This is a genomic window from Frigoribacterium sp. 9N, assembly GCF_902506305.1.
Lineage (GTDB): Bacteria > Actinomycetota > Actinomycetes > Actinomycetales > Microbacteriaceae > Frigoribacterium.
The window spans coordinates 1,629,713-1,655,557 of record NZ_LR733392.1; the positions used below are offsets into that span (position 1 = coordinate 1,629,713).

At 70.9% G+C, this 25,845-nt stretch carries 24 protein-coding genes and 1 tRNA gene; 8 read left to right on the forward strand and 17 right to left on the reverse strand.

From position 1 onward, the window contains the following. Positions 1-20 precede the first annotated feature (20 nt). Entirely contained in the window at positions 21-728 is a 708-nt protein-coding gene (locus ARTHRO9V_RS10685) for a DedA family protein (protein WP_056048583.1), read from the forward strand. A gap of 63 nt (positions 729-791) precedes the next feature. Here ARTHRO9V_RS10685 and ARTHRO9V_RS10690 read toward each other — a convergent pair whose 3' ends face one another. From ARTHRO9V_RS10690 to murI, 3 genes are all read right to left on the reverse strand, one after another. Then, positions 792-1,418 (reverse strand): non-canonical purine NTP pyrophosphatase, encoded by a 627-nt coding sequence (locus tag ARTHRO9V_RS10690; RefSeq protein ID WP_159827042.1) that lies wholly within the window; start codon positions 1,416-1,418, stop codon positions 792-794. Next, positions 1,415-2,161, reverse strand: a complete 747-nt coding sequence (gene rph, locus ARTHRO9V_RS10695; protein WP_043595412.1) for a ribonuclease PH — start codon at positions 2,159-2,161, stop codon at positions 1,415-1,417. The genes ARTHRO9V_RS10690 and rph overlap by 4 nt, the downstream gene beginning before the upstream one ends. 72 nt (positions 2,162-2,233) lie before the next feature. Next, positions 2,234-3,088, reverse strand: a complete 855-nt coding sequence (gene murI, locus ARTHRO9V_RS10700) for a glutamate racemase (protein WP_056049161.1) — start codon at positions 3,086-3,088, stop codon at positions 2,234-2,236. Between the two features lie 105 nt (positions 3,089-3,193). Between murI and ARTHRO9V_RS10705 the strand changes: the two genes are divergently transcribed. Beyond that, positions 3,194-4,444 (forward strand): nicotinate phosphoribosyltransferase, encoded by a 1,251-nt coding sequence (locus ARTHRO9V_RS10705; protein WP_207114073.1) that lies wholly within the window; start codon positions 3,194-3,196, stop codon positions 4,442-4,444. A gap of 13 nt (positions 4,445-4,457) precedes the next feature. On the opposite strand, the gene ARTHRO9V_RS10710 is transcribed toward ARTHRO9V_RS10705, so the two are convergent. From ARTHRO9V_RS10710 to ARTHRO9V_RS10720, 3 genes are read right to left on the reverse strand one after another with little or no spacing between them, the layout of a single operon-like run. Further along, positions 4,458-4,718, reverse strand: a complete 261-nt coding sequence (locus ARTHRO9V_RS10710; RefSeq protein ID WP_056048588.1) for a DUF3039 domain-containing protein — start codon at positions 4,716-4,718, stop codon at positions 4,458-4,460. Between the two features lie 25 nt (positions 4,719-4,743). Continuing rightward, a complete protein-coding gene (locus ARTHRO9V_RS10715) occupies positions 4,744-6,309 on the reverse strand; it encodes an ABC transporter permease (protein ID WP_159827045.1) in 1,566 nt (521 codons plus the stop codon). Beyond that, complete coding sequence (locus tag ARTHRO9V_RS10720) at positions 6,285-7,697, reverse strand: ABC transporter ATP-binding protein (RefSeq protein WP_123571532.1); 1,413 nt, start codon at positions 7,695-7,697, stop codon at positions 6,285-6,287. Before ARTHRO9V_RS10720 ends, ARTHRO9V_RS10715 begins: the two co-directional genes overlap by 25 nt. Positions 7,698-7,961: 264 nt before the next feature. Here ARTHRO9V_RS10720 and ARTHRO9V_RS10725 point away from each other — a divergent pair, with 264 nt between their 5' ends. The 5 genes from ARTHRO9V_RS10725 to ARTHRO9V_RS10745 all read left to right on the forward strand — a co-directional run bounded on the left by ARTHRO9V_RS10725 (position 7,962) and on the right by ARTHRO9V_RS10745 (position 11,543). Continuing rightward, positions 7,962-8,675 carry an NTP transferase domain-containing protein gene (locus tag ARTHRO9V_RS10725; RefSeq protein WP_159827048.1) on the forward strand — a complete coding sequence of 238 codons (714 nt, stop codon included), beginning with the start codon at positions 7,962-7,964 and terminating at the stop codon, positions 8,673-8,675. Between the two features lie 61 nt (positions 8,676-8,736). After that, positions 8,737-9,534, forward strand: coding sequence for an ABC transporter permease (locus tag ARTHRO9V_RS10730; protein ID WP_173152684.1), 798 nt, complete (start codon positions 8,737-8,739; stop codon positions 9,532-9,534). Next, positions 9,534-10,295, forward strand: a complete 762-nt coding sequence (locus ARTHRO9V_RS10735) for an ABC transporter ATP-binding protein (protein ID WP_159827051.1) — start codon at positions 9,534-9,536, stop codon at positions 10,293-10,295. The genes ARTHRO9V_RS10730 and ARTHRO9V_RS10735 overlap by 1 nt, the downstream gene beginning before the upstream one ends. 9 nt (positions 10,296-10,304) lie before the next feature. Beyond that, positions 10,305-11,108 carry an EcsC family protein gene (locus ARTHRO9V_RS10740; RefSeq protein WP_235452818.1) on the forward strand — a complete coding sequence of 268 codons (804 nt, stop codon included), beginning with the start codon at positions 10,305-10,307 and terminating at the stop codon, positions 11,106-11,108. A 153-nt stretch (positions 11,109-11,261) separates the two neighbouring features. Further along, positions 11,262-11,543 carry a hypothetical protein gene (locus tag ARTHRO9V_RS10745; RefSeq protein WP_056048599.1) on the forward strand — a complete coding sequence of 94 codons (282 nt, stop codon included), beginning with the start codon at positions 11,262-11,264 and terminating at the stop codon, positions 11,541-11,543. Positions 11,544-11,593: 50 nt separating this feature from the next. On the opposite strand, the gene ARTHRO9V_RS10750 is transcribed toward ARTHRO9V_RS10745, so the two are convergent. The 6 genes from ARTHRO9V_RS10750 to ARTHRO9V_RS10775 all read right to left on the reverse strand — a co-directional run bounded on the left by ARTHRO9V_RS10750 (position 11,594) and on the right by ARTHRO9V_RS10775 (position 18,002). Continuing rightward, complete coding sequence (locus ARTHRO9V_RS10750; protein WP_159827054.1) at positions 11,594-11,899, reverse strand: helix-turn-helix domain-containing protein; 306 nt, start codon at positions 11,897-11,899, stop codon at positions 11,594-11,596. A gap of 99 nt (positions 11,900-11,998) precedes the next feature. Next, positions 11,999-13,303, reverse strand: coding sequence for a CDP-glycerol glycerophosphotransferase family protein (locus ARTHRO9V_RS10755; protein ID WP_159827057.1), 1,305 nt, complete (start codon positions 13,301-13,303; stop codon positions 11,999-12,001). Positions 13,304-13,355: 52 nt separating this feature from the next. Continuing rightward, positions 13,356-14,243, reverse strand: a complete 888-nt coding sequence (locus ARTHRO9V_RS10760) for a glycosyltransferase family 2 protein (RefSeq protein WP_159828665.1) — start codon at positions 14,241-14,243, stop codon at positions 13,356-13,358. Beyond that, positions 14,240-15,046: a CDP-alcohol phosphatidyltransferase family protein gene (locus tag ARTHRO9V_RS10765; protein ID WP_159827060.1), complete on the reverse strand. Its 807-nt coding sequence runs from the start codon at positions 15,044-15,046 to the stop codon at positions 14,240-14,242. The genes ARTHRO9V_RS10760 and ARTHRO9V_RS10765 overlap by 4 nt, the downstream gene beginning before the upstream one ends. Before the next feature lie 6 nt (positions 15,047-15,052). Further along, complete coding sequence (locus ARTHRO9V_RS10770) at positions 15,053-16,096, reverse strand: glycosyltransferase family 2 protein (protein WP_159827063.1); 1,044 nt, start codon at positions 16,094-16,096, stop codon at positions 15,053-15,055. 148 nt (positions 16,097-16,244) lie between these two features. Further along, positions 16,245-18,002: a S1C family serine protease gene (locus tag ARTHRO9V_RS10775; RefSeq protein ID WP_159827066.1), complete on the reverse strand. Its 1,758-nt coding sequence runs from the start codon at positions 18,000-18,002 to the stop codon at positions 16,245-16,247. A 144-nt stretch (positions 18,003-18,146) separates the two neighbouring features. On the opposite strand from ARTHRO9V_RS10775, the gene ARTHRO9V_RS10780 reads away from it, so the two are divergent. Continuing rightward, positions 18,147-19,346, forward strand: coding sequence for an aminotransferase class I/II-fold pyridoxal phosphate-dependent enzyme (locus tag ARTHRO9V_RS10780; protein WP_159827069.1), 1,200 nt, complete (start codon positions 18,147-18,149; stop codon positions 19,344-19,346). Here ARTHRO9V_RS10780 and ARTHRO9V_RS10785 read toward each other — a convergent pair. The 5 genes from ARTHRO9V_RS10785 to ARTHRO9V_RS10805 form a co-directional block, all read right to left on the reverse strand. Continuing rightward, a complete protein-coding gene (locus tag ARTHRO9V_RS10785) occupies positions 19,332-20,198 on the reverse strand; it encodes a carbon-nitrogen hydrolase family protein (RefSeq protein ID WP_159827072.1) in 867 nt (288 codons plus the stop codon). The genes ARTHRO9V_RS10780 and ARTHRO9V_RS10785 overlap by 15 nt on opposite strands. Continuing rightward, the gene (locus tag ARTHRO9V_RS10790; protein ID WP_159827075.1) at positions 20,195-21,289 is read right to left on the reverse strand and encodes a glycerate kinase; all 1,095 of its coding nucleotides are present in this window, start codon (positions 21,287-21,289) and stop codon (positions 20,195-20,197) included. The genes ARTHRO9V_RS10785 and ARTHRO9V_RS10790 overlap by 4 nt, the downstream gene beginning before the upstream one ends. Positions 21,290-21,392: 103 nt before the next feature. Beyond that, positions 21,393-21,466 (reverse strand) — tRNA-Met (locus tag ARTHRO9V_RS10795). Between the two features lie 134 nt (positions 21,467-21,600). Then, complete coding sequence (locus ARTHRO9V_RS10800) at positions 21,601-24,492, reverse strand: UPF0182 family protein (protein ID WP_056049181.1); 2,892 nt, start codon at positions 24,490-24,492, stop codon at positions 21,601-21,603. Between the two features lie 154 nt (positions 24,493-24,646). Continuing rightward, the gene (locus tag ARTHRO9V_RS10805) at positions 24,647-25,759 is read right to left on the reverse strand and encodes a PDZ domain-containing protein (RefSeq protein WP_123571541.1); all 1,113 of its coding nucleotides are present in this window, start codon (positions 25,757-25,759) and stop codon (positions 24,647-24,649) included. Between the last annotated feature and the right edge of the window lie 86 nt (positions 25,760-25,845).

Sequence of the window (25,845 nt, forward strand, 5' to 3'; positions counted from 1 at the left end):
CCACGACCGGAGAACACCCGATGCTGCCCCTCGTCTCCATCCCCTGGTTGAACCCCGAGTACCTGCTCACGTCCTTCGGACCGTGGGCCGTGCTCGGCGTCTGCCTGCTCGTCTTCGCCGAGACGGGCCTGCTGATCGGCTTCCTGTTCCCGGGTGACACGCTGTTGATCATCACGGGCATCCTCGCCGCGACGAACCCCGGCGCCCTCGGCCTGCCGATCTGGCTGATCGCGATCTTCATCAGCATCGCCGCGTTCGCCGGCGGCGAGCTCGGCTACCTCATCGGCCACAAGGTCGGCCCCCGCATCTTCGAGCGGAAGGAGAGCGGGCTGTTCAGCGTCGCGAACGTCAACCGCACGAACGCCTTCTTCGAGCGGTTCGGCCCGATGGCCGTCATCATCGCCCGGTTCGTCCCGGTGATCCGCACCTTCGCGCCGATCATGGCCGGAGTCGGCCACATGAGCTACCGGCGGTACTCGCTGTTCAACGCCGTCGGCGCCGTCGTCTGGGGCATGGGCATCACGTTGGCGGGCTTCGGCATCGGGCACATCCCGCCCGTCGCGGACTTCGTCAGCTCGTACATCGACCTCATCCTGCTCGGGGCCGTGCTGGCGACGGTGATCCCCATCGCGATCCACTACTTCCACGGGGTGCACCAGGCCAAGAAAGCCGAGGCCTCGGGCGAGGTCGAGACGCCGCAGGTGTCGTCCGCGCCGCACGACGCCTGACCACCGCGGGCACCCAGTCGCCCGTCGGCCGATGGCCGAGGGCCCCGAGGAGGCGCGCGCGGCTCAGTCCGCGAGCGCGGCCACCCGGGGCGCGATCGCCCGGAACGCCCGGGAGCGATGGCTCACGGCGTTCTTCTCGTCCGCGGTGAGCTCGGCCGAGCTGCGGCTCTCGCCTTCGGGGCGGAACACGGGGTCGTAACCGTGCCCGTTCGAGCCGACCCGCGCCTCCAGCACCTCGCCGTGCCATTCGCCGTACTCGACGTGCTCGACCCACGTGCTCGCCTCGGGCGGCCCGTCGGGCCCCTCGGCGCCGACTGCCGGCGGCACGACGAGGGCGGCGGCGCACGAGAACCAGGCCGAGCGGTCGTCGGCACCGGCGAGCTCGGTCAGCAGCTTGTCGATGTTGTCGTCCGCGTCGCGAGTGCCGGCGTAGCGCGCCGAGTGGATGCCGGGAGCCCCGCCCAGGGCCGCCGCCGAGATCCCGCTGTCGTCGGCGAGGGCGGGCAGCCCGGTGTGACGTGCTGCCGCACGCGCCTTGATCAGGGCGTTGGCCGCGAAGCTGTCGCCGTCCTCGACCGGCTCGGGGCCGTCGTAGGCGACCAGCTCGACGCCCGGCGCCGTCTCGGCGAGCAGCAGCCGGAGCTCGGCCACCTTGCCCTGGTTGTGCGTGGCGATGACGACACGGGTCATCGGCCGAGGGCCTCGCGCTGGAAGCGGCTCAGGTCGACGGCGCCGGCGACGGCGAGGTCGAGCAACGAGTCGAGCTCGCGACGGTCGAACGGCGCGCCCTCGGCCGTGCCCTGCACCTCGACGAACGATCCGCTGCCCGTGACGACGACGTTCATGTCGGTCTCGGCCCGGACGTCCTCGACGTAGGCGAGGTCGAGCATCGGCTCGCCGTCGATGATGCCCACCGAGACGGCGGAGACGCTGTCGGTCAGGGGCGTGGCCTTCTGCCCGACGAACTTCTTCTCGCGCCCCCACTCGATCGCCTGGGCGAGGGCGACGTAGGCACCCGTGATGGCGGCGGTGCGGGTGCCGCCGTCCGCCTGCAGGACGTCGCAGTCGAGGACGATCGTGTTCTCTCCGAGGGCCTTGGTGTCGACCACGGCGCGGAGGCTGCGGCCGATCAGGCGCGAGATCTCGTGCGTGCGACCGCCGATCTTGCCCTTGACGCTCTCGCGGTCGTTGCGCGAGTTGGTGGCCCGGGGCAGCATCGCGTACTCGGCCGTGACCCAGCCCTTGCCCTTGCCGGTCAGCCAGCGGGGCACGCCGTTCGTGAAGGACGCCGTGCAGAGCACCTTCGTGCCACCGAAGGTGATGAGGGCGCTGCCCTCGGCGTGGGCGCTCCACCCGGTCTCGATCGTGACGGGGCGCAGGTCGGTCGTGCTGCGCCCGTCGGCGCGGACGGTCGTGCTCGTGGTGTCGGTCATGGTGCCTTCTCTCGGCTGGGGATGGACGGTGGCGGGCGGGGTCGTCGACCCCACGGGCGCAGGAGGCGCGGGTCAGGTCCGCTCGACGGTGCGGCGGCCCGGGGGCAACTCGATCGCCCCCGTCTCGAGGTGCCCGACGCGCGAGACCTCGGGACCCAGGAACCGGCGGGCCAGGCGCAGGAACGACTTCTCGTCGGGCCCGGTCGCCTCGAACTCGTGGTGCGGCTCGCCCCGGTCGGTGCGCTCGAGCCCGTGCTGGACGAGGGTGCGGTAGACGTCGGCTGCCGTCTCTTCCGCGCTGGACACGAGACGGACGTCGGGGCCCACGACGTACTGGACGGCGGCCGACATGAGGGGGTAGTGCGTGCAGCCCAGGACGAGGGTGTCGATGCCGGCGTCGCGCAGCGGGGCGAGGTACCCCTCGGCGACTGCCCGCAGCTCGGGGCTCGACGTGTCGCCCGCCTCGACGAACTCGACGAAGCGGGGACAGGCCTGCGTGATCAGCTCGAGACCCGCGGCCGCCGCGAACGCGTCCTCGTAGGCACGCGAGTTGATCGTGCCCTCGGTGCCGATGACGCCGATGCGGCCGTTGCGCGTCTGCTGCACCGCCGCGCGCACGGCGGGCTGGATCACCTCGACGACGGGGATGCCCGCGCCGATCGTGTACCGCTCCCGGGCGTCGCGCAGCACCGCGGACGAGGCGGTGTTGCAGGCGATGACCAGCAACTTGACGCCCTGGGCGACGAGGTCGTCCATCACGGCGAGGGCGTAGCCGCGCACCTGGGCGATCGGCTTCGGCCCGTACGGCGAATGGGCCGTGTCGCCGACGTACCGGATCGACTCGTGGGGCAGCTGGTCGATGATCGCCCTCGACACGGTCAGCCCGCCGACGCCGCTGTCGAAGACTCCGATGGGTGCGTCCGTCACGACCACGAAGCCTACCCGGCGCGAGCCGCGACCCCCTCGACGACCGGGCGAGCCTAGGCTGGCGGGGTGACCAGCGCGCTGTTGACCGACCGGTATGAGCTCACCATGGTGGAGGCCGCCCTCAAGGCGGGCACGGCCCACCGCGACAGCGTGTTCGAGGTGTTCGCGCGACGCCTGCCCGAGGGGCGGCGCTACGGCATCGTCGCGGGCACCGGTCGGTTCCTCGAGCTGCTCGCCGACTTCCGTTTCGGCGACGACGAGGTGGCCTGGCTGCGCGAGGCGGGGGTCGTGGACGCGACGACCGCCGACTGGCTGGCCGACTACCGGTTCTCGGGCGACATCTGGGGTTACGCCGAGGGCGAGGTCTACCTGCCGGGGTCGCCGCTGCTGGTCATCCAGTCGACGTTCGCCGAGGCCGTGCTGCTCGAGACCCTGGCGCTGAGCGTCTTCAACTACGACTCGGCCGTGGCCAGCGCGGCGGCGCGCATGGTCTCGGCCGCAGACGGTCGCCCGCTCGCCGAGATGGGCTCACGGCGGACGGGCGAACGCAGCGCCGTGGCCGCGGCCCGGGCCGCCTACATCGCGGGCTTCGGTGCCACGAGCAACCTCGAGGCCGGCCGGTCGTGGGGCGTCCCGACGATGGGCACCGCCGCCCACGCGTTCACCCTGTTGCACGACACCGAGGAGGACGCCTTCCGCGCCCAGGTCGACACCTTGGGGCCGGGCACCACCCTGCTCGTCGACACCTACGACATCCCCGAAGCCGTGGCCACGGCCGTCCGGGTCGCCGGGCCGTCGCTCGGGGCCGTGCGCATCGACAGCGGCGACCTGCCGTCGCTGGTGGGCCAGGTCCGCACTCAGCTCGACGAGCTCGGCGCGACGGCGGCGAAGATCACCGTCACGAACGACCTGGACGAGTACACGATCGCCGCCCTGCGCGCGGCCCCGGTCGACTCGTTCGGCGTCGGCACCTCGGTCGTCTCGGGATCGGGCCACCCGGCCGCCGGCATGGTCTTCAAACTGGTCGCCCGTCGCGGCGACGACGGCGAGTGGGTCTCCGTGGCGAAGAAGTCGGCCGACAAGGCCTCCGTGGGTGGACGGAAGTCCCCCGTGCGCGTCATCGTGGACGGGGTCGCCACCCGCGAACTCATCCGCGTCGGGTCGTCGGAGACGGCGTCCGGTGAACGGTCGCTGCACGTCCCGCTCGTCACGGCCGGCGAGATCGACGCCCGGCACACCGGGCCGGAGGGTGTCGCTCGCGCGCGCCTCCACCGGGCCGCGGCCGTGGCCGAGCTACCCGACCAGGCACTACGGCTGGGTCGTGGCGAGCCTGTCGTGCCGACCGTCTACGCCTGATCAGGCGCCGACGTCACTCGGACGTCATCTTCTCGTAGATCTCCCTGCAGGTCGGGCACACCGGGAACTTCTCGGGGTCGCGACCGGGCGTCCATTTCTTGCCACAGAGCGCCTTGACGGGCTTGCCGCTCAGCGCGGACTCCATGATCTTGTCCTTCTTCACGTAGTGCGAGAAGCGCTCGTGGTCGCCCGGGTCGATCGCCTCGTCGTTCAGGAGCTTCTCGAGCTCGCGGTCCATGACGTCGAGGCCGCCGCCCGTCTGCGTGTCAGTCATGCAGACATCGTACGTCGACCTCGTCTCAGCTGCGGAGGGCGAACGCCAGCAGCTCGGGAGCCCGGCGCGAGAAGACCCGGGCACCCAGGGCGACACCCGCGACCAGCACGACGAGTCCGATGCCGACGCCGAGGACCAGCGCCCACGTGCCGCCCGCGGGGTAGCCCGTGATGAGCCCGCGACCGGCGAACCAGAGGGCGGGTGCGGTGGCGAGGACGGCTCCCCCGATCATGACGGTCTGGGCCCAGGCCGCGGTCGCGCCGTTCGACTGCGGCTGCTGGAACGGGTCGTCGTGCGGTCGGACCGTGGCGTACGGCAGGAGGGCCGACACCAGGCTCGAGAGACCGAGGCCGCTGAGGAGGAAGCCGGCGCTGACCCCCAGCTCGGACGGCAGGGCCTGCCAGTCGCCGAACAACCAGGTGGCGACGACCGAGCCGAGCACCACGAGCGGGACGCCGATCAGCAGAGGAGGCGCGAGTCGCCCCACCCGGTCCGCCAGACCCCGCGTGTCGGACGCCACGTGCATCCAGAGCGCCGTGCTGTCGTAGGCCACGTCGTTGTGCGGCAGGAACCCCAGTATCAGGCACATGATCGGCACCGGGACGAGGGCCAGCCAGTTCCAGCTGACACCCGCGATGCCGAGGGGGACGACGAGCAACGGAAGGAACGGGATGATGACGAGCGACATGCGGTAGCGGGCGTCGCGCATCCAGTAGGTGAGGCTGCGGCCCGCCACGGCCCCGGTCGGCGAGGCCCTGACGTACTCGAACCACCCGAGTCCGTCGCCGTCGTCGACTTCCTCGGGCTCGGGTCGGTCGACGAACGCGCGCGCGACGAGTGCCCGCCAGGCGAGCCAGAGCGCCACGAGCGTGACGGCGGCGATGGCGACGTCGGCCACGACGCGACCGGTCTGACCTGCGGCGACGTGACCGGGGAGCGCCAGCGCGGCTCCGAAGGGCGTCCAGGCGAGGGCGTCCGCGACGACGCCGGTGCCCGAACGGCCGGGCAGCGAGAGACGGACGAGGTCGACGATCACGGGCACGGCGAGCAGCACGACGAGCACGGCACCGACGAGTGCGAGTTCGCGACCGCGTCGGGAGGTCAGGACGACGCTGTTCAGCGTGGAGGCCACGAGGGCCAGCAACAGCGCGGTGACGCCGGCGACGAGTGCCCCCACGAAGGCGACGGCGGCGACGCCGGTGCCCTCGCCCCAGGCCCGGACGTATCCGGTCGAGAGGACGAGCAGGGCCAGCGTGGGGAGTCCGACCGCGGCACCGAGCGCGAGTCCGATCGCCGCCCGCCCCTCGGGCACGCCGAGGACGGCGAGGCGGCGGGGGTCGCTCCAGGCAGGACGGACGGTCGCGAAGGGGACGACGGCGAATCCGACCAGCAAGAGGGCTCCCCCGCCGACCGCGAGGGCGCGCACGTCGTCGAGGGGCGCATCACGCAGGCCGCTCACGAGGCTCGCGACCGCGATGGTCGCGATCAACACGGCCAGCACGGACGCGACGGCGACGGTCAGTCGGCGGGGCCCGAAGCGGACCGTGTTGCCGATCGTCTGGAGCCTCAGTCGGAGAAGTTCTGCAACCATTCCATGCCCTCCGTGACCGCGCGCCCGCCGGCGAGCTCGACGAACCGCTGCTCGAGGGAGCGTCCGGCCCGCACCTCGTCGACCGTGCCGCTGGCGAGCACGTGGCCGTCGACGATCACCGCGACGCTGTCGCAGATGCGCTCGACGAGGTCCATGCTGTGGCTCGAGAGCAGCACCGTCCCGCCCCCGGCCACGTAGCGCTGCAGGACGTCCGTCACGGTCGCGGCCGAGACGGGGTCGACCGATTCGAAGGGCTCGTCGAGGACGAGGACCCGGGGCGAGTGGATGATCGCGGCGGCCAGGGCGATCTTCTTCGTCATGCCCACGGAGTAGTCGCTGACGAGACGACCGAGCGCGTCGTGGAGCCCGAACGCGGTGGCGAGGTCGGAGGAGCGCTTGCGCGCCGTCACGCCGTCGAGCCCCCGCAGGGTCGCGGAGTAGTAGAGGAGCTGGGCACCCGTCAGCCGGTCGAAGAGCCGCAGGCGGTCGGGGAGGACGCCGAGGCTTCGCTTCGCTGCGGCCGGGTCGCGCCAGACGTCGGCCCCGAGGACGGTCACGGTGCCGGCGTCGGGACGCAGGAGACCGGTCACGATCGACAGGGTCGTCGTCTTGCCGGCCCCGTTCGGACCGACGATGCCGTAGAACGACCCGGCCCGCACCTCGAGGTCGACGTTCTCGACGGCGACCGTGCCGCCGTAGCGCTTCATGAGCCCCGAGATCGACAGCACGACGGGCGCCTCGACGTCGACCTGACGGGTCGGTCGGACGTCGCCCTCGCTGTCGAGGGCCTCGGCGGCCTCGACGTCGTCGGCCTCGGTCTCGGCCTCGGGGACCTCGACGGTGGCCTCGTCGTCCGGGGCGGTCGCGCCGGCGGTCGTCGGTGCGTCGGCGGCGAGCGCGTCGTCCGGGGCGACCGCCGATTCCTCCTCGGCCGTCAGGGCGTCGCCGAAGTAGTCGTCGGCCGAGACGGGGACGACGACCGTACCGTCCGTCGTGGCACCCGCGTCGGCGAGTTCGGCGACGACCTCTTCTTCCGCGGCCTTGGCCGCCGCCTCGGCCCGGGCGCGCGCGTTCGCGGCACGGGTCGCCGCTGCCTTCTTGGCCGCCGCCGACCGGTCGGCGGCGGTGCGCTGAGAGGGTTTGCGGGGCGACGCGGGCTTCCGGGGTGCCGGGGGCTTGCGCGCGGTCGACGACTTCGTCACCGGGACGCGGGGCGTCGCGGCCTCCGTCGACTCAGCCGTCCCCTCGGCCACGTCCCCCGCGGTCGTCGAGTCGTCGTCCACTGTGTTCTCCCCCTGGTCGGACGCGCCCACCGCTCCGACCGTGTCGTCACCCGGTGTCGAGTCGGGGGCGATGTCACCCACTTCGTCCTCGCGCCGTCCAGCCATCGCCCCACCGTACCAAGGCCGCGACGCCGACCGGTCGACGGGTGACTCATATCACGAAACGGACACGCTTCGGGCACGGTCCCTGGCCGCTCCTGGCCCCATCGGGTAGTCTGCAACAGCACGACGACGTGTCCAGATCGATGCTCCGCGGTGAACACCGCTCGAACACGAGGCGAATCGCACCCAGAGACGGGTCCGGTCCGCACCGCCGGGGCCACCGCAGAGCCCGTCCCGCATGGGCTCGCCCCTTGTGAGGAGACCAGCGTGAGCAAGAACGACACGAACCACCGCCAGCAGATCGTCATCCTGGCCGCCGGGCTCGGCAGCCGCCTTGGCCGCTCGTTGCCCAAGGCACTGACCGAGCTCAACGACGGCCGCACCATCATGCAGCAGCAGTTCGACAACATCCGGGCCGCCTTCGGGCCCGACGCCCGGGTGACCGTCGTCGTGGGCTACAAGTTCGAGCACATCGTCGAGGCGTTCCCGTCGGCCTCGTTCGTCTACAACGAGATGTACGACCAGACCAACACGTCGAAGAGCCTGCTCCGCGCCCTGCGGGCCAGCGCCTCCGGTGGCGTCCTGTGGATGAACGGCGACGTCGTCTTCGACCCCACGGCCCTGACTCGCGCGGCCCGCCTGGTCCGCGACGACCAGTCGTTCGTCACCGTCAACACCTCGAAGGTGTCCGACGAAGAGGTCAAGTACACGACCGACGCCGAGGGCTACATCGCCGAGTTGTCGAAGCAGGTCAAGGGTGGTCTGGGCGAGGCCGTCGGCATCAACTTCGTGTCGAAGGCCGACAAGGCGACGCTTATGCACCAGCTCTCGAAGGTCGACAACCAGGACTACTTCGAGCGTGGCATCGAACTGGCCATCGGCCAGGACGGGCTACGCTTTGAGCCCGTGGACATCTCCGACCTCTACGCCGTCGAGGTCGACTTCGCCGAAGACCTCGAGCGCGCGAACCTGTTCGTCTGAACCGAGCCGTCTCCCGACGGCTGCGCGCCGGTGCCTGGTGTCCTGAACGAGAAGGACGTCCGTGAGCACTGACCTGGCCGAACGGCCCCGTCGTAGCGGCTTCGCGCGGTACCGACAGACGCTGTGGCTGCTGACGAGCCGCGACCTCAAGGTCCGGTACTCGACGTCGAAGCTCGGCTACTTCTGGTCGATCCTCGACCCGCTCGTCATGTCGGGCATCTACTTCTTCGTCTTCTCGGTCGTGTTCAAGCGGTCGGTCGGCGACGAGCCGTACATCGTCTTCCTGCTCTCGGGCCTCCTGCCCTGGATGTGGTTCAACGGGGCGGTGTCCGACAGCACCCGGGCGTTCATCCGCGAGGCGAAGCTCGTCCGGTCGACCAAGATCCCCCGGACGATCTGGGTGTTCCGGCTCGTCGGCTCGAAGGGAATCGAGTTCACCCTCAGCCTTCCCGTCCTGGCCTTGTTCGCCGTCGTGGGCGGCGCGCACCTGCAGTGGCAGGTGGTGTTCTTCCCCTTGGCCATGGTCATGCAGACCGTGCTCGTCGCCGGGGTGGGGCTGATCGTCGCGCCGCTCGTCGTGTTCTTCCGCGACCTGGAGCGCGCCACGAAGCTCGCCCTCCGGTTCGCCTTCTACGCCTCGCCCATCATCTACGGCACCCAGGACCTCCCCGAGAGCCTCCACCTGCTGGCGGCGTTCAACCCGCTGAGCGGCATCTTCGGCCTCTACCGGTCGGCGTTCTTCCCGGAGCAGTTCGACCTCACCGAGGTGCTCGTCGGTGGAGGCGTGTGCGTCGTGGTCCTGGCGGTCGGGCTGCTCGTCTTCCGAGCCAGCGAACGTGCCGTCCTGAAGGAGATCTGATGACCGTCACCGGACCTCGCCCCGTGATCCGCGTCGACGGGGTCGGAATCCGCTTCCGCCGCAACCGACGTGGCCGACGGTCGTTCAAGGACCTCTTCGCCGACAGCGGCAGGCGGTCGCGGCCGGGCGAGTTCTGGGCGTTGCGCGACATCAGCTTCGAGGTGCAGCCGGGCGAGGCCATCGGCGTCGTGGGACGCAACGGCCAGGGCAAGTCCACGTTGCTGAAGCTGGTGGCCGAGGTGATCCTGCCCGACACCGGCACCGTCGAGGTGACGGGCGGCGTCGCGCCGCTCATCGAGATCACCGGTGGCTTCGTCGCCGACCTCACCGTCCGGGAGAACGTGTACCTGACCGCCGGCCTGCACGGCATGTCCCGCCCCGAGATCGACCGGCGATTCGACGAGATCATCGAGTTCGCCGAGATCGGCGACTTCGTCGACACGCCCTACAAACACCTCTCGAGCGGCATGAAGGTCCGCATCGCCTTCGCCGTCATCTCTCGGCTCGAGGAGCCCGTCGTGCTGGTCGACGAGGTGCTCGCCGTGGGCGACAAGGCGTTCCGTGAGAAGTGCTACGCCCGGATCGGCGAGATGCTCGCCGACGGTCGGACGCTCTTCCTCGTGTCGCACAACGAACGCGACCTCAAACGGTTCTGCCGACGGGGCCTCTACCTCGACAAGGGCGCCCTGGTGTTCGACGGCCCACTCGACGACGCCCTGGCCCGGTACGCCACCGATCACCCTCCCCGCCCCTCGGCGTAGGGTCGAGGCGTGCCCGAACGCAGTCAGCCCCACAGCCCCGACCACGACGCCTCGACGGCGGACGGACGACTCGTCGCCCGTGACGCCGGGAACTCGACGGAGTACCACTACCAGACGTCCGCGCCCGACAGGTCCGAGGACACCGCCTGGGTGCGCCGTCTCGACAAGCTGCTGGCCGTCCAACGTCCGGTGGTCGTCAAGCACGTCGCCACGCTGCGCCGTCGGCACAAGAAGGCGACACCACAGAAGCTGATCACCATCCTCGAACGCGAGTACCTCGCCGCGGTGACGACCGGCGGGGCCGCCGTCGGGGCCAGCGCCGTGATCCCCGGTGTCGGCTGGGGCGTGTCGTTGGCCCTCTCGGGTGTCGAGACCGCGGGCTTCCTCGAGGCGAGCGCCCTCTTCGCGCAGTCCGTGACCGAGGTCCACGGCATCGCCGTCTCGGACCCCGACCGCGCCCGGGCCCTCGTCATGGCGATGCTGCTCGGCGGCCCGGGTGCCAGCCTCGTCCGACAGTTCGCGGGCGAGGCCATGGGGACGGCCCCGGCCAGGACCGCGTTCTGGGGTGAGCTCGTGACCTCGAAACTCCCCAAGGCGGCCATGAGTGGCCTGACCGACACGATCCGCAAGCAGTTCATCCGACGGTTCGCGGCGTCGCAGGGGGCTTCGGTCCTCGGCAGGGCCCTCCCGTTCGGCATCGGTGCCGTCGTGGGAGGGACGGGCAACCACCTCCTCGGACGCAAGGTCGTCACGACGGCCCGCACGGCGTTCGGTGCGGCCCCTGCCGAATTCCCCCTCGACCTGTCGCTCTGACCGTTCCCCTCGCCAGGGCGACCCGGCGTCCGCGAGGCGGCCACGCGGGCCTCGCGTGAGGCGGCGACCCGTCCCGCGACGGGTCCTCCCCAGTCAGCCGTCGTCCACAAGAACGCGCGTCGACCCGCGTCGGTCGCTCCTAGGGTCGACGACATGACGACCTCGACCCTTGCCTACACCGTTCCCTTCAGCCTCGACCGCTCCCGCGCACCCCGCGTCTACCGGCTGGTCAACGACTCCCCCGAGACCGTGACCGGCGTCAGGGTCACCCTGGTGGGCACCGGGCTCCTCGTCCCCGTCGCGACCACCCGTCTCGACCCCGACCACTCCGTCGACCTCTGCGTGCTGGGCGTCGAACTGAGCCGGAGTGCGATCGCCGTCGTGCGATGGTTCCGGCCCGGCGGCGACGAGTACCTCTGGCGGTTCAGTTTCTGAGCCTGGTCGTCGGAACCCTGGCCGACGAGCCCTTCCCGTGAGGTGGCGGGTCAGCTGCTGAGCCGAGCGCGTCTCTCGGCGACGTAGTCCGCAGCCGTGAAGGCCTCGAGGACGGGCGGCAGGTGATCGGCCCCGAGGTCGGTGACCAGCACGCCCGGGTCGACCCCGAGCACGACGGCGAGACGGACGATCGTGTGCAACACGGGGTTGCCGATGCCGCGCTCGATCTTTCCGTAGTTGGACACGTTCATGCCCGCGAGGTGCGCCACCTCGTCCTGGCTCAGCGCGAGGCGCAGACGCTCGTCACGGATGCGTTCTCCGAAGAGGCGGGCGGCGGCGGACGTCGGTTCAGGCATGCCTCATGGATACGCTGCTCAGCGTCTGACATCCAGAGTCCACGGCACCGAGACATGAAAGCCCTGGTGCCTCAGACCCCTCGAGTGCGGTGCCGGGGGTCAGAGGTCGGACGCCTCCGCGTCGCCGGCCTCCTGGTCGGCGTCGCCCGCCGAACCGGTCGAACGCGGGTCGTCGGTCGACGGCCGGCGCGCCGCGTAGTCGTCACGCAGCCGCACGAGGCGCGCCACCGCGCTCTCGAACCGATGCGTGGCCGCTCCGGGCGACGTGTCACCGAAGTGACGACGGACCCAGTGCTCGAGGCGACCCCGCGCCTCCGGATCGTCGACGACCCGATCGACGAGGGCGACGATGTCGCCCGCACCGTCGGCCGTCAACCACTCGGCGTCACCGAGGTAGCCCGATTCGTCGACGTCGGCCTCGACGGCGACCGGACGGGTCACGACGAGGGGACGGCCCGTGGCGAGGCGGTCGTAGACCATCGCCGAGATGTCGGTCACGGCGACGTCGGCCGCGGCCAGTTGCCAGCCGAGCTCGGGCCCCACGTCGTGGACGTGGTGGGCGTCGGGATCACGCGCGTTCGCCTCGCCGAGGGCCCGGATGATCGCCTCGTGCGCCCGCCGGTACTCGGGGTCGAGCACGCCGCTTCGCGGATGCGCCCGGTAGACGACCCGGTGACGCCCCGACGCCAGCAGGGCCCTGACGAGGGCGAGGCCGTGCGTCGCGATCGACCCGTACGCGGCCGCGGGACGGTCACCCTCCCAGGTCGGGGCGTAGAGCACGACGAGGCGGTCGTCGTCGGGGTACGGCACCTCGCCCGAGAAGTGGTCGGCCTGCGGTCGGCCGATGGGCACGGCGCGCTTCTCGAGGTCGTAGTCCCAGAGTTTGGCGGCGAGGCGGTCCTTGGCGGCGTCGCCCGCGACGAAGGCGTAGTCGTAGGCCTTGAACTGGTTCGTCGTCATGTACATCTTGTCGCTCTCGCCGTGGTTGACGAAGACGTGCCACATGCGGCCGTACCGCATCATCTGGAAGTTCTTGGCGTTCTGGTTGACGTACAGGGTCAGGGCCAGCGGCTGAGCGGCGACGAAGTCCTCGAGGTCGGCCACCTTGCGGGCGTAGACCAGCGGCACCGGGCTCTCGTCGAGCATGGTCACCATGGTGCCCGGCGAACGGACGACGATGGCGACGGGGAAGGTCTCGGCCAGGTGGGCGAGAGGCGCGTACCACTGGCGGATCTGGTACATGTTGACGGCCGTGTCGGCGAAGTACACGGCGACGCGCACGGTGCCCGGAGCCGGCGTCACCGCGACCCGCGGGTCGCGCTCGAGCCGACGTCGACTGCTGCGGGAACGGACGGCCCGGCGGGCGAGGCTCCAGGCGAGCCCCAGGTCTCGGGTCAGCGGCACATGCCCTCCTCGGGTCGGTCCGTCACCCGATCGGCGCCGGACCCCGGAAAGCCTAGAGGACCGGAGGTCGACCGGCCCTGGACATGCGGAGGACCGTTACCCAACCGATGGAGCGTCGACCGCCCGGCGCCTCTCGCCACCCCTCCACCCAGCCCGCGAACCAGGGCCGCAGGCGCTGCGGGGTGCGTGCCCAGCGCAGCAGCTGGACCCCCGTCCAGGAGGCGACGTAGACGGGGACCAACGGCCAGGGCAGGTTGCGCTTGGCCAGCCAGACCCGGTTCCGGGCGTTCAGACGGTAGTAGTCGGCGTGCCGCGCTGGGTCGATGGCCGGGTGGTTCGCCACGAGCGAGCCCTCGTACCAGGTGCGCCTGCCCTGGGCCCAGACCCGCCACGCCAGCTCGATGCCCTCGTGCGCGTAGAAGTACGGCTCCCCCCAGCCGGCGCAGGCGTCGAAGACGTCGCGCGGCAGCAGGGTGGCCCCCTCCCAGACGGAGAACACGTCGCTCGAGCGGCGAGGGTCGCCCTTGCGCAGTCGAGGCGTCCAGCGGCGGGGGTTCGCGGCGCCGTCGGGGTCCACGACCCGCGGCTGCAGGAGCCCGATCTCGGGTCGGGCCCGCATCAACGCGACGGCGTCGGCGAGGAACCGCTCGGAGGGCAGGCTCGCGTCGTCGTCGAGGAAGAAGATCCACTCGCCCGAGACCGCTTCGGCTCCCCGGTTGCGGCCGGCGGGGATGCCCACGTTCTCGGCGAGTTCGAGCAGGCGGACCCCGGTCGGGACCTCGACCTCGGCGGTCGCGGCGTCTCGTCCGTTCACCACGCAGACGACGTCCAGCTCGACGTCGCGCTGGGCCAGCATCGTGGCCAACCCCCGGGCCAGGTCGCGCGGACGTCGCCCCTGGGTCAGGCTCACGACTCCGACCCGGGGCCGGACCTCGCTCAGGAGCGCACCCGCTTCGACGCCATGATGGCGACGAAGTGGCCGACCAACGCCAGCACCGACAGCGGGAGCAGGGCGACGAGCAGGACGCGGTCGGCGGTGACACCGCCCACGACGAGGCCGACGATCGCGGCCAGGAAGACGAGCATGGTCAGCTCGACCGAGTGGTACAGCCGATGGAACGGCACGAAGCGCGCGGCGCTGCGCAGTCGGGACAGGAGGCGCCCGCTCGGTTGGGTCGCGCCTCCTCGTTTGTCTTCGAGCCGGGCGAGGCCCGCGTTCGCCCGGGCGACGTGGACCATGTCGTTGAGGGCCTTGTTGAGCACGATCACGAGGGCCAGGGCGAAGCCGGCGGACGTCCAGAGGAAGTCCTCCGGGGTCTCGAAGGGGAACCCGGCGGCACGGACGCCCAGCACGATCGGGATGAGCGCCTCGGTCGAGTAGTGGCCGACCTTGTCGAGGAAGACCCCGGCCGGCGAGCTCGTTCCGCGCCAGCGGGCCACCTCGCCGTCACAGCAGTCGACGAGCATCTGCAGCTGGCCCAGCACGAGGGCGAGCAGGGCACCGGTGATGCCCGGCACGAGCAGCGACAGGGCGGTGCACCAGCCGACGAGGATCATCAACCCGGTCACGCCGTTCGCCGAGACGCTGGTCTTGAGCAACCACCAGGTCAGGTAGGGCGAGACGTCGCGCAGGTACAGCGAGGCCGTCCAGTGCTCGGCGTTCGCGCGGCTGCGCACCTCGGGCGGCTGGGCGACGCGTCGCAGCTCGGCGATCGAGCTCGGTCTGGTGGGCAGCGCGGTCATCGGCGGCTACCTTCCGGTCTGGGCGGTGATGTTCTTCGTGAGGTCGAGGAAGCCGAGCACAAAGCCGACGCCCCACCCGAAGTGGATGGAAGGCAAGACTACGAGAAACCAGAGCCGGGTGCGGAGGTCGTCGCCGCGGGCGGCGAGCAGAGCGGCCGCGAGCACGAAGACGACGTAGACACCGGGTACGACGAGGGCGAGCGTGGCCCACCCGAGGGCGGTGCCGAGGGCGAGGCCGACCAGGCCGGTCAGGCCGACCAACAGGCCGAGCGCCACGCCGAGCACCATGGCGGGAGGGACCAGGTACCGCACGGTGTTCGCCTTGGGGAAGCGTCGGGCCAGTTCGCCCCGCCAGAGCCCGGTCGCGACGAACTGGCGCGCCAGCTTGCGCAGGCTCGGTCGCGGACGATAGGTCACCACGAGCCGAGGGGTGAACCAGACCGTGCCGCCCGTGGCCCGGAGCCGGCGGTTGAGCTCCCAGTCCTGACCGCGCTTGACGCCCTCGTCGAAGAGGCCGACCTCGATCAGACGGTGCCGGAGGAACACCCCCAGGTAAGCCGTGTCGGTCGGTCCCTCGGCCCCGCCGACGTGGTGCGGCGTCCCACCGAGGCCGACCCGACTGCCGTAGGCGCGGGCGACGGCCTTCTCGAAGGGGGTGCGCCCGACGGCGGCCATGATGCCGCCCACGTTGTCGGCCCCGCTGCGTTCGAGGGTCTGGACCGCGATGCGCGTGTAGTCGCGAGGCAGCACCGAGTGGGCGTCGACGCGGACCGTGACGGGGTGGACCGAGGCCCGGATGGCCACGTTGAGCCCGGCAGGGGTCGAACCGACGGGGTTGGGGATGCTGCGGACACGCGGGTCGGCCGCCGACATCTCGGCCACGACCTCGTTCGTGCGGTCGACGCTCGGACCGAGGGCCAAGATCACCTCGAACGGGCCTTCGTAGTCCTGGTCGAGCAGGCTCTCGACCGCCGCCCGGATCTCGTGCTCTTCGTTGAGGACGGGCATGACGTACGAGACACCGGGTCGGGTGGCGTCGCCTGCTTGCATGGATCGCGTTCCTCGGGCTCGTGAGCGCCGGGGAGGCGCGGGTCGGGACTGCGGACGGCCGCAGGGATCGTGGCGAGCTTAGCAACACGCCAACGGGGGCCGGGACGCCCTCGCGTCCCGACCCCCGCCGCACCGACCGGGCAGAGCCTCAGGAGGTCAAGGTGTCGAGGGTCACCTTCGTGGTGTCGGTCTTCCCGTCCCGGACGTAGGTGAGGTCGGCCGTCGCGCCACCGGCGAGGAACCGGACCTGCGCCGTGAGGTCCGTCCGGTCGCTGATCGGCACGCCGTTGAACTCGGTCACGACGTCGCCCTGCCGCAGGCCGGCGTTCTGCGCCGCACCACCAGGGCTCAGCTGGACGATGAGCGCCCCGACCCGGGTGGCGGCCGCGTCGCTCGTGGCGTCGTTCACGCTGGCGCCGAGGAGGCCGTGGCTGGCCTTCCCGTTCGCCATGATCTCTTTGGCGACGCGCTGCACGAGGTTCGACGGCACCGAGAAGCCGACGCCGATGCTGCCGGACGATTCTCCGGAACTGGCGATGGCGACGTTGAGGCCGATCAGCTCTCCTTGCGAGTCGAGCAGCGCACCGCCCGAGTTGCCCGGGTTGATGGACGCGTCGGTCTGGATGACCGGCAGCGAGATGACCGAGCTGGCCTGGTTCTGCGTGCCGCCGTCCCCGTTGTTGAAGGAGAAGGGCCCCTGGCCGTTGTTGTCGTTCTGCTGGCCCTGGTCGCTGCCGTCCGTCGGGGCGGCCGAGGACTGCACGGTGATGCTGCGGTTGAGGGTCGAGACGATGCCGTCGGTCACCGTGTTCGACAGACCGAGCGGTGCGCCGATGGCCACGGCGGTGTCGCCGACGTTCAGCTCCGACGAGTCGGCGAAGGCGATGGGGGTGAGCCCGGTCGCGTCGACCTTCAGCACGGCGAGGTCGACGGTGGGGTCGAGGCCCACGACCTCGGCCGGCAGGATGCTGCCGTCGCTGAGCGTGACGGTGACGGAACCCGACGCACTCGCCCCGTCGAGGGTGACGACGTGCGTGTTCGTGACGATGTAGCCGTCGTCGCTCAGGATGACGCCCGAGCCGGTGCCGCCGGACTCGCCCGCCGTCACGTTGATCGTGACGACCGACTTCGTGGCCTTCGCCGCCACCGCCGTGACGACCGTCGCGTCGTCGTAGTCGTTGACCGTCAGGTCTCGCGACTGACCCGTGGCCGAGACGCCGGCCCCGGAGTCGCGGGACAGCACCGCGGCGACGCCGCCGCCCGCCGCGCCTCCGACGAGGACGCCGACCAGGAGGGCCGCCGCGACGGACCCCGCACCACGCCGGCTCTTCTTCGGTTTCTCCGCAGGCGCCCGCCAACCAGCCGCTGCGTACGAGTTCGTCGTGTCGTACGCGAACGCCGACGGGTCGGAGTCCGGCTGCCGATAGGGGTCGGTCCCGGCCTGCTGGTAGGAGGACGGCTGCTGGTACGACCCGGGTTGCTGGTAGGAGGACGGCTGCTGGTACGACCCGGGTTGCTGATACGAACCGGGCTGCTGGTAGGGACCGGGCTGCTGAGGGTCCCCGGCCTGCTGGTACGAACCCGTCTGCTGGTACGAACCGGGCTGCTGGTAGGGACCCGCCTGCTGGTGAGACGACGGATGCGGGAACGAGCCGGGTCGAGGCTGCGAGTCGTCGTTCCGGCGCCCGTCGGGGCCGGACTCGAACTCGCCCGCTCGCGGCGTGCTGCCGGGGAGAGGCGGAGCACCGTAGGTGACGCCCTGGTCCGCCGGGTACGGCGTCGTGGGCTGGGCACCGTCGTTCGTGGCCCGGTCGTCGCCCGGGACGCCCTGCGAACCGTCGGCGGTGCCCTCGGGCGTGCGCGGTGCGCCGTCGTCGGCGTCGTCGTGGCGGGGGGTGTCGGTCATGGTGCTCCTTCCAAGCCCTGACAGCCTGGTCGCCCAAGCTGGGCGGATCATACGGCGAGCCTGTGAGCGGACTGCGCCCAGCTTATGCGGGGGCTGGACGGGACCTCCCCCGAGCCCCTCCTCCGCGGCTACGGTGACGGGATCATGACTCCTCAAGCACCCTGGCAACGCGCGGCGAGCGGCGCCATGCTCCTCGACGCCGCCGGTCGACTCGCCACGACCATCTTCGCCGAGATGTCGGCGCTCGCCACGGCGACGGACAGCATCAACCTCGGGCAGGGGTACCCCGACGAGGACGGCCCGGTCGAGGTCCTCGAGGCGGCGCACGAGGCACTGCGCTCGGGCCTCAACCAGTACCCCCCGGGCCGGGGCATGCCCGTCCTCCTCGACGCCGTTGCCGCCCACCAGAGGCGGTTCTACGGCATCGACCTCGATCCGCGACGCGAGGTGCTCGTGACCGCGGGGGCGACCGAGGCGCTGGCGGCCACGATCCTGGCCTTCGTCGACCGCGGTGACGAGGTGGTGACGCTCGAGCCCTTCTACGATGCGTACGGAGCCGTCATCGGGCTCGCGGGCGGCGTCCACGTCACCGTCCCGCTCCGGGGTGCGGACTCGGTCGTCGACCCGGACGAACTCCGGCGGGCCTTCGGTCCGCGCACCCGCCTCGTCGTGCTGAACGACCCGCACAACCCCACGGGTAGCGTCCTCGACGACGCGACCAGGCGCCTCCTGCTCGAACTCGCCGTCGAGCACGACGCGCTCGTCGTCACCGACGAGGTCTACGAGCACCTGCTCTTCGACGGAGCGGCACACGTGCCGTTCGCCACCCTGCCCGGGGCGGCGGCCCGGACGATCAGCATCTCGTCGGGAGGCAAGACCTTCAACACGACGGGGTGGAAGATCGGCTGGCTGACCGGTCCGGCCGAACTCGTCGACCGCATCGTCGCCGTCAAGCAGTACCTGACCTTCGTGAACGGCTCGGTCTTCCAGCCCGCGATCGCCGTCGGACTCGGACTTCCCGACGCCTACTTCGACGGGATCGCTCGCACGCTGGCCCACAAGCGAGACGTGCTGTCGGACGGGCTGCGTCGGGCCGGCTTCGCGGTGCGCGCGAGCCGCGGCTCGTACTTCGTGGTCGCCGACGCCGCTCCGCTGGGGTTCGACGACGCGGCCGAGCTCTGCCGGCGCCTCCCGGAATCGGTCGGAGTCGTCGGCTTGCCGATCAGCGCCTTCTGCCACCCCGCGCTCGCCGCCGAGCAGTCGTCCCTCGTCCGCTTCGCCTTCTGCAAGCGCGTCGAGGTGCTCGAGCAGGCCGCGGCCCGACTCGCGTCACTCTCGGTCTGAGCGCTCCGAGGAGGTCTCGCCGGCCCCCACGCGGCGCGGGACCACGTCGTACCGACGCAGGGCCAGGGACGGGTTCAGGCGCCGCACGGCGGCGATCCGGTCGGCCGAGACCCTGGCCACTGCCATGACGTCGACCTCGTCCCCGACCGAGGCGACGGCCACGCCCGTCGGGTCGACGATCGTGCTGCAGCCCACGCCGATCGGCGGTGCGTGGTCCGCGGCGGCGACGTACACGGTGTTCTCGAGCGCACGAGCGGTCAGGAGGGTCGTCCAGTGGTGCTGCTTGAGCGGCCCGCGCACCCATTCGGCCGGCATCAGGACGACGTCGGCCCCGGCGTCGACGAGCGTCCGCGTGACCTCGGGGAACCGCAGGTCGTAGCAGGTCTGCAGACCGAAGACGAGCCCGCCGACCTCGAAGGTCGCGGCGACGGCCAACGGGCCCGGCACGATCCACCGGGACTCCTGCCCACCGAACGCGTCGTAGAGGTGCTGCTTCGAGTAGCGGGCGACGACGCCCCGACCGGGCGCCACGGCCACGAGCAGGTTCTCGAACCGGGCCGGGTCGGGCGAGACGGCGACGAGGCCGGCGACGACCACGACGCCGAGCCGGTCGGCCAGCGCGGTCAGGTGTCGCACGAAGGGCCCGTCCGTCGGTTCCGCGGCATCGAGGTACGCCGGGCCCAGGTCGGGAGAAAAATACGACGAGTACTCGGGGAAGACCACCACCTGTGCTCCACGGCGGACCGCCTCCTCGGTGAGGTCCGTGATGGCCCGCCGGTTGCGCGCCGGGTCGTCGCCGGGCGCGGTCTGCACGACCGCGACGACGACCTCGGACGTCCTGCCGGCGGTCATCGCGCCCACCGCCCCGCCACCTCGGCGGCGGCCTCGCCCACCCAGTAGGAGGCGCGGGTCGTGGACTCGGCGACGCCCCCGGCCATCTGCGTGGTCGAGACGGCGTCCGCGAAGCCGTCCGCAGGCGCGTCGACCGCACCGGCGACGAGGACGACCGGTACTCCGACGGCGTCGGCCATCCGACGCACGAGCGACACGGTCTTCCCGGCGGCGGTCTGACCGTCGAACGATCCTTCTCCCGTGACGACGACGTCACCGTGGGCCAGGGCCTCGGCGAGACGGACCGTCTCGGCGACGGCGACCGCTCCGGGTTGCAGACGGGCACCCCAGGCGAGCAGACCGAAACCCGTTCCTCCTGCGGCCCCGGCCCCGGGCGTCGTGGGATCGACGTCGACGAGGCTCGCGAAACGCTCGAGACCCTGCTCGAGTGCGAGGACGTCGTCGACGGAGGCACCCTTCTGCGGCCCGAACACGGCCGCGGCACCGTCGGGACCGAGCAGGGGGCTGTCGACGTCGACCAACAGGGTGACGCCGTCGGGCGGGAGGGCGATGAGACCCGACAGATCGACCCGGGCGGCTGTCGTGAGGCCGTGGTTGCCCGAGGCGACGGGCTCCCCCAGGGAATCCACGATGCGGGCACCGAGGATCGTCAGAGCGCCCGCTCCCCCGTCCGTCGACGCGCTGCCTCCGAGGCCGACGACGAGCCGGGTGGCTCCGGCGTCGACGGCCGCACGGATGACGCCACCCAGGCCGCGGGTGTTCGCGTCGTGCGGCGCGGGCGAGCTCAGCAGGCCGAGCCCGCAGGACGAGGCGAGCTCGACGACGGCCGTACCGTCGGGCAGCGTGAGCCAGGGGGCGTCGACCGGGCGGCCGTCAGGGCCCTCCACGACGCTCTCGTGGCGGACGCTCCCGGGGCACGCCCGCTCGAACGCGTCGAGGGTGCCCTCGCCGCCGTCCGCCAAGGGCAGGGTAACGACGACGTCGTCCGGCCGTGATCGTGACCAGCCGGCAGCGAGGGCCGCCGCCACCTCTGGTGCGCCGAGGGATCCCTTGAACGAATCGGACGCGATGACCACCCGGAGTCTCGACATGCCTCAACCTTGGCATGATCGGCGGCCGGGGCACAGACCCGATCACGCGCACGAGGACACGAAGAAGGCCCCGGTCATTCGACCGGGGCCTTCATCGTTCTTGTTGCGGGGGCAGGATTTGAACCTACGACCTCTGGGTTATGAGCCCAGCGAGCTACCGAACTGCTCCACCCCGCGGCACAAGAAATGACTCTAGCACGCCGTTCGGCCCCCGTCCAATCGAGCCACCGGAAGAGGCACCCACGACGCTGGATCGACGACGAACCCCCTCCCGGCATGCCGGAAGGGGGGTCGACGATCACCGCTCGGGCCTACTGACCGCTGGCGGCGACCGCGTCCTCGAGCGCGGTCTGGAGGCGCGTGTCGGCTTCCGCCGCCGCGACCAGGTCGTTGTCGGCATAGGCCGCGGCACGGTCGGTCAGGGCCTGCTGAGCGTCGGCCAGGGCCTGGTCGAGCGCTGCGTTGTCGGTACCCGATCCGGTGCCGCCGGTGTCGGGGGTCGCCGTGCCACCGTCGGTCGCTCCGTCGCCGGTGCCGGTGCCGGTGCCGTCGGTCCCGTCACCCGTGGTCGGCACGCCGTTGTCGCCGGCGGTCGCACCCGAGTTGCCACCGAACAGCGAGTCGAGGGCGCCGTCGAGGGTGTCCTCGAAGGCGATCTTGTCTCCGAACGAGACCAGGATGCGCTGCAGGACCGGGTACGACGTCTCGGAGTTCGACTTCACGTAGATCGGCTGGACGTAGAGCAGACCACCGCCGACCGGCAGGGTCAGCAGGTTGCCTCGGACGACGCTCGTGTCACCCCGGGTGAGGAGAGCGAGCTGGTTGGCCACGGCCGTGTCGGTGTTGAAGTTGTTCTGCACCTGTCCGGGACCGGGCAGCGTGTCGGTGCGCGGCAGGGCCAGCAGCGTCAGCTTGCCGTAGTCCGACGAGATCTCGCCCGGCGTCGACCCGGCATCGGCATTCGCCGCGAGATAGCCCGTCAGGACGTTCCGGGCGTTCTCACCCGACTGTTGCGGGATGTACGTCGAGTAGATCGAGAACGCAGGGTCTTGATCGGGCAGCTGCAGCGTCAGGTAGTACGGAGGCTGCAACGGCGGGTTCTGGGCGTTGCTCGTCGGCTCGTTGGGCGTGACCCACGCGTCGTCGCTCGAGTAGAACGAGTCGGCGTCCGTCACGTGGTACGTGCCGAGGATCGCCCGCTGCACCTTGAACATGTCCTGCGGATAGCGGACGTGCTGGAGCAGCTCGGCCGACATGTCGCTCAGCGGCGACAGCGTGGAGGGGAAGATCTTGTCGTAGGTCTGCAGGATCGGGTCGCTGGTGTCCCACGCGTAGAGCTTGACCGAGCCGTCGTACGCGTCGACCGTGGCCTTCACCGAGTTGCGGATGTAGTTGATGTTGTTCGAGGCGTACACCGGGCGGTCGTTGTACGTGTCGGCGATCGCGTCGGACAACGCCTGCGGCTTCGAGTACGGGTACTCGTTGGTCGTGGTGTAGCCGTCGACGATCCAGACGACCTTGCCGTCGACGACGGAGGGGTACGGCGCGCTGTCGATGGTGAGGTAGGGAGCGACCTTCTGGACGCGCTCGGTGGGGTCACGGTCGTAGAGGATCTGCGACTGGTCGTTCACCGCGTCGGACAGGAAGATCTGCTCGGACTGGAACTTGATGGCGTAGATGAGCTTCTTGAAGACGTTGTCGAGCTTGGGCCCACCGTCTCCCTCGAAGGTCGTCGTCTCGTTGGTGCCGTTGTCGTTGCTGCCCGACGGGTAGTCGAGCTCGATGTCGTTGCCGCCGTCGCCACCCACGATCGAGTAGGTGGGCGACTCCTGGCCGAAGTAGATTCGCGGTTCGTAGTCGCCGGCGTCGCCGAGGGCACCCGTCACCGGGATGCCGGACTCGAGGAAGACCGGCTGGCCGTCCGCCGACCGCTGGTTGCCGTAGGCCGCCACCACGCCGTAGCCGTGCGTGTAGACGAAGGTCGTGTTGTAGGGGGTCGCAGAGTTGCCGAGCTGCGAGGTGTTCAGCTCGCGCACGGCGATGACGGTGTCTTGCACGTTGCCGTCGATCGTGTACCGGTCGACCGCGAGCTGCTCGGGGAAGCTGTAGTACTGGCGGTACTGCTGCAGCTGGGCGAAGGCGTCGGTCACGAGTGCGGGGTCGATGATGCGGATGTTCGCGGTGGTGACGGCGTCACCGGCCAGGGCGCCGGCCTCGGCGTCGGACTTCGCATCGTAGGTCTGCTCTTCGACGTCGGCCACGCCGTACGCCTCACGCGTCGCCTGGATGTTGCGCTCGATGTACGGCGACTCGACCGTCCGCTCGCTGGGCTCGACCGTGAAGCGCTGGACGATCCAGGGGTAGATGCCCCCGACGATGATGCTGATGATGATGAGCGCGGCCGTACCGATGACCGGGAGGCGCCAGCGGCCGACGATCGCGGTCACGATGAACAGGACGGCCACGACCACCGCGATGCCGGCCAGGATCTGCTTGCCGGGGATGCCCGCGTTGACGTCGGTGTACGTGGCACCCGTGAGGAGCTTGTTCGTTCCGTCGGACAGCGTCGCGTACTGGTCGAGCCAGAGGCTCACGCCCTGGAGGAGCAGGTAGACGGCGGCCGTGACGGCCAACTGGATGCGCGCGACCTTCGAGATGCGCACCTCGCGACCGGTGAAGCGCAGGGCACCGTAGAGGTAGCTGGTCGCGACGGCGGCGATGCCGGCGATGAGCACGACGGCCGAGGCGAAGCCGACCACGGCCTGGTAGAGCGGCAGCTCGAAGACGTAGAACCCGATGTCGAGCCCGAACTGCGCGTCGGTCTGACCGAAGGGGGTGCGGTTGATCCACTCGAGGACGGTCTGCCACTGCGTCGACGTGGCGATGCCGGCGAAGAGGCCGAGGACGGCGGGGACGCCGATGACGACGGCCCGACGCAGGGGCTCGATGACCTGCTGGTAGCGGTCGAGCTGGGAGTTCAACTTGGCGTACACCGGCCGGAACCGGAAGGCCACCTCGATGCTGACGTACACCGGCACCGCCATGGCCACGAAGCCGACCGCGAACATCACGAGGCGGGAGATCCACTGTGTCGTGAGCACTCCCGTGAACCCGAGCTGCTGGTACCAGAGGTAGTCGGTCAGCAGTGACGAGAAGATGAAGAAGGCGATGACCAGGGCGGCGAGGACGGCCACCGTGACCAGGACGGGCAATCGGGGCGAGCGTCGTGCGGTTCGCGACGATGCGGGTGACGTCAAGGGTGGACTCCTGGCTGACGGGGACGTGGACGGCCATCCTACGTGTCGAGCCTGGCCGACCCAGCGTCCCCTTCTCAGCTTTGCGCGGGCTGCACGAACGCTATCGACCGGCCGTGCAGGTGGCCAGGGACGACGTGTCGCCGCCGTCCGCGACCGTCTCGAGCGCAGTGACCGCATCGTCCAACGTGGCGACCGAGTAGACGTCCAGCCCGGAGGGCACGTTCCCGACGACCTCGGAGCAGTTCGTGGACGGCGCCAGGAAGACGGTCGCCCCGGCGTCGCGAGCACCGTAGAGCTTCTGTCGGATGCCGCCGATGGCACCCACCTCGCCCGAGGCCGTGATCGTGCCCGTGCCCGCGACCTTCGCGCCGCCGGTGAGCTCGCCGGGTGTCGTCTTGTCGATGATGCCGAGCGCGAACATCATGCCGGCACTCGGTCCACCGACCTGGTCGAGCTTGAGCGTGACGTCGAAGGGATACGTGTAGTCCACGCTGACCCCGACGCCGAGGAGCGGCGTGCCGTCGACTTCTTGCGGGGTGACCTGCTCGGTCATGCTCGTCCCCGCGCGTTCGAGGACCACCTCCGCCGGCGTCGACGCCCCGTTCGCCGCCACCAGGCCGCGGAGGACGTCCACGTCCGCATCGGTGGCGAGACTGGTGCCGTTGACGCTGACCAGGACGTCTCCCTCGCGCAGGACGCCCTCGGCAGGGCTCCCCTCGGAGACCTGGCTGACCGTCACGGCGCTGGGGACGGCGTACCCCTCGTGGATCAGCGCCGCGGCGATCGCGGACTTCTGGGAGTTCTGCATGTCGACGGCGTTCTGTTCGTCGACCTGGTCGTTCGACACCCCCGACGGGTACACGGCCTCGACCGGGATGACCGAACGGCTACGGTCCGCCCACGCGCGGACGACGTCGACCCAGCCCGGCCGGACGTCCTGGTTGCCCTGCACGCTCACGGTCAGCAGGTCGAGGGTGCCCGCGGTGGGGTAGGTCTCGTGGCCCGACACGGTGATCAGGGGTTGGGACGAACCCTCGTACTCGGCACTGCCCAGGGTGTCGAACACGGGGCCGGGCTGTTCGATCAGGTAGGGCCCCGGGAGGAGGCTCAGGACCACGGCCGAGACGACGGCGACACCCAGGAGGGGCCAGCCGAACCTGCTCGCTCGGCGTGCTGACGAGGGGGCGGTGCGCGGGGGCGTGAAGAAGGCCACGGAGGGTCCTTTCGGGATCGGCCGGGGAGGCGCGGGTCGCGTTCGCCACGAGCGGAGCGACGCCCCCGGAGCGGTGGCCGAATCCC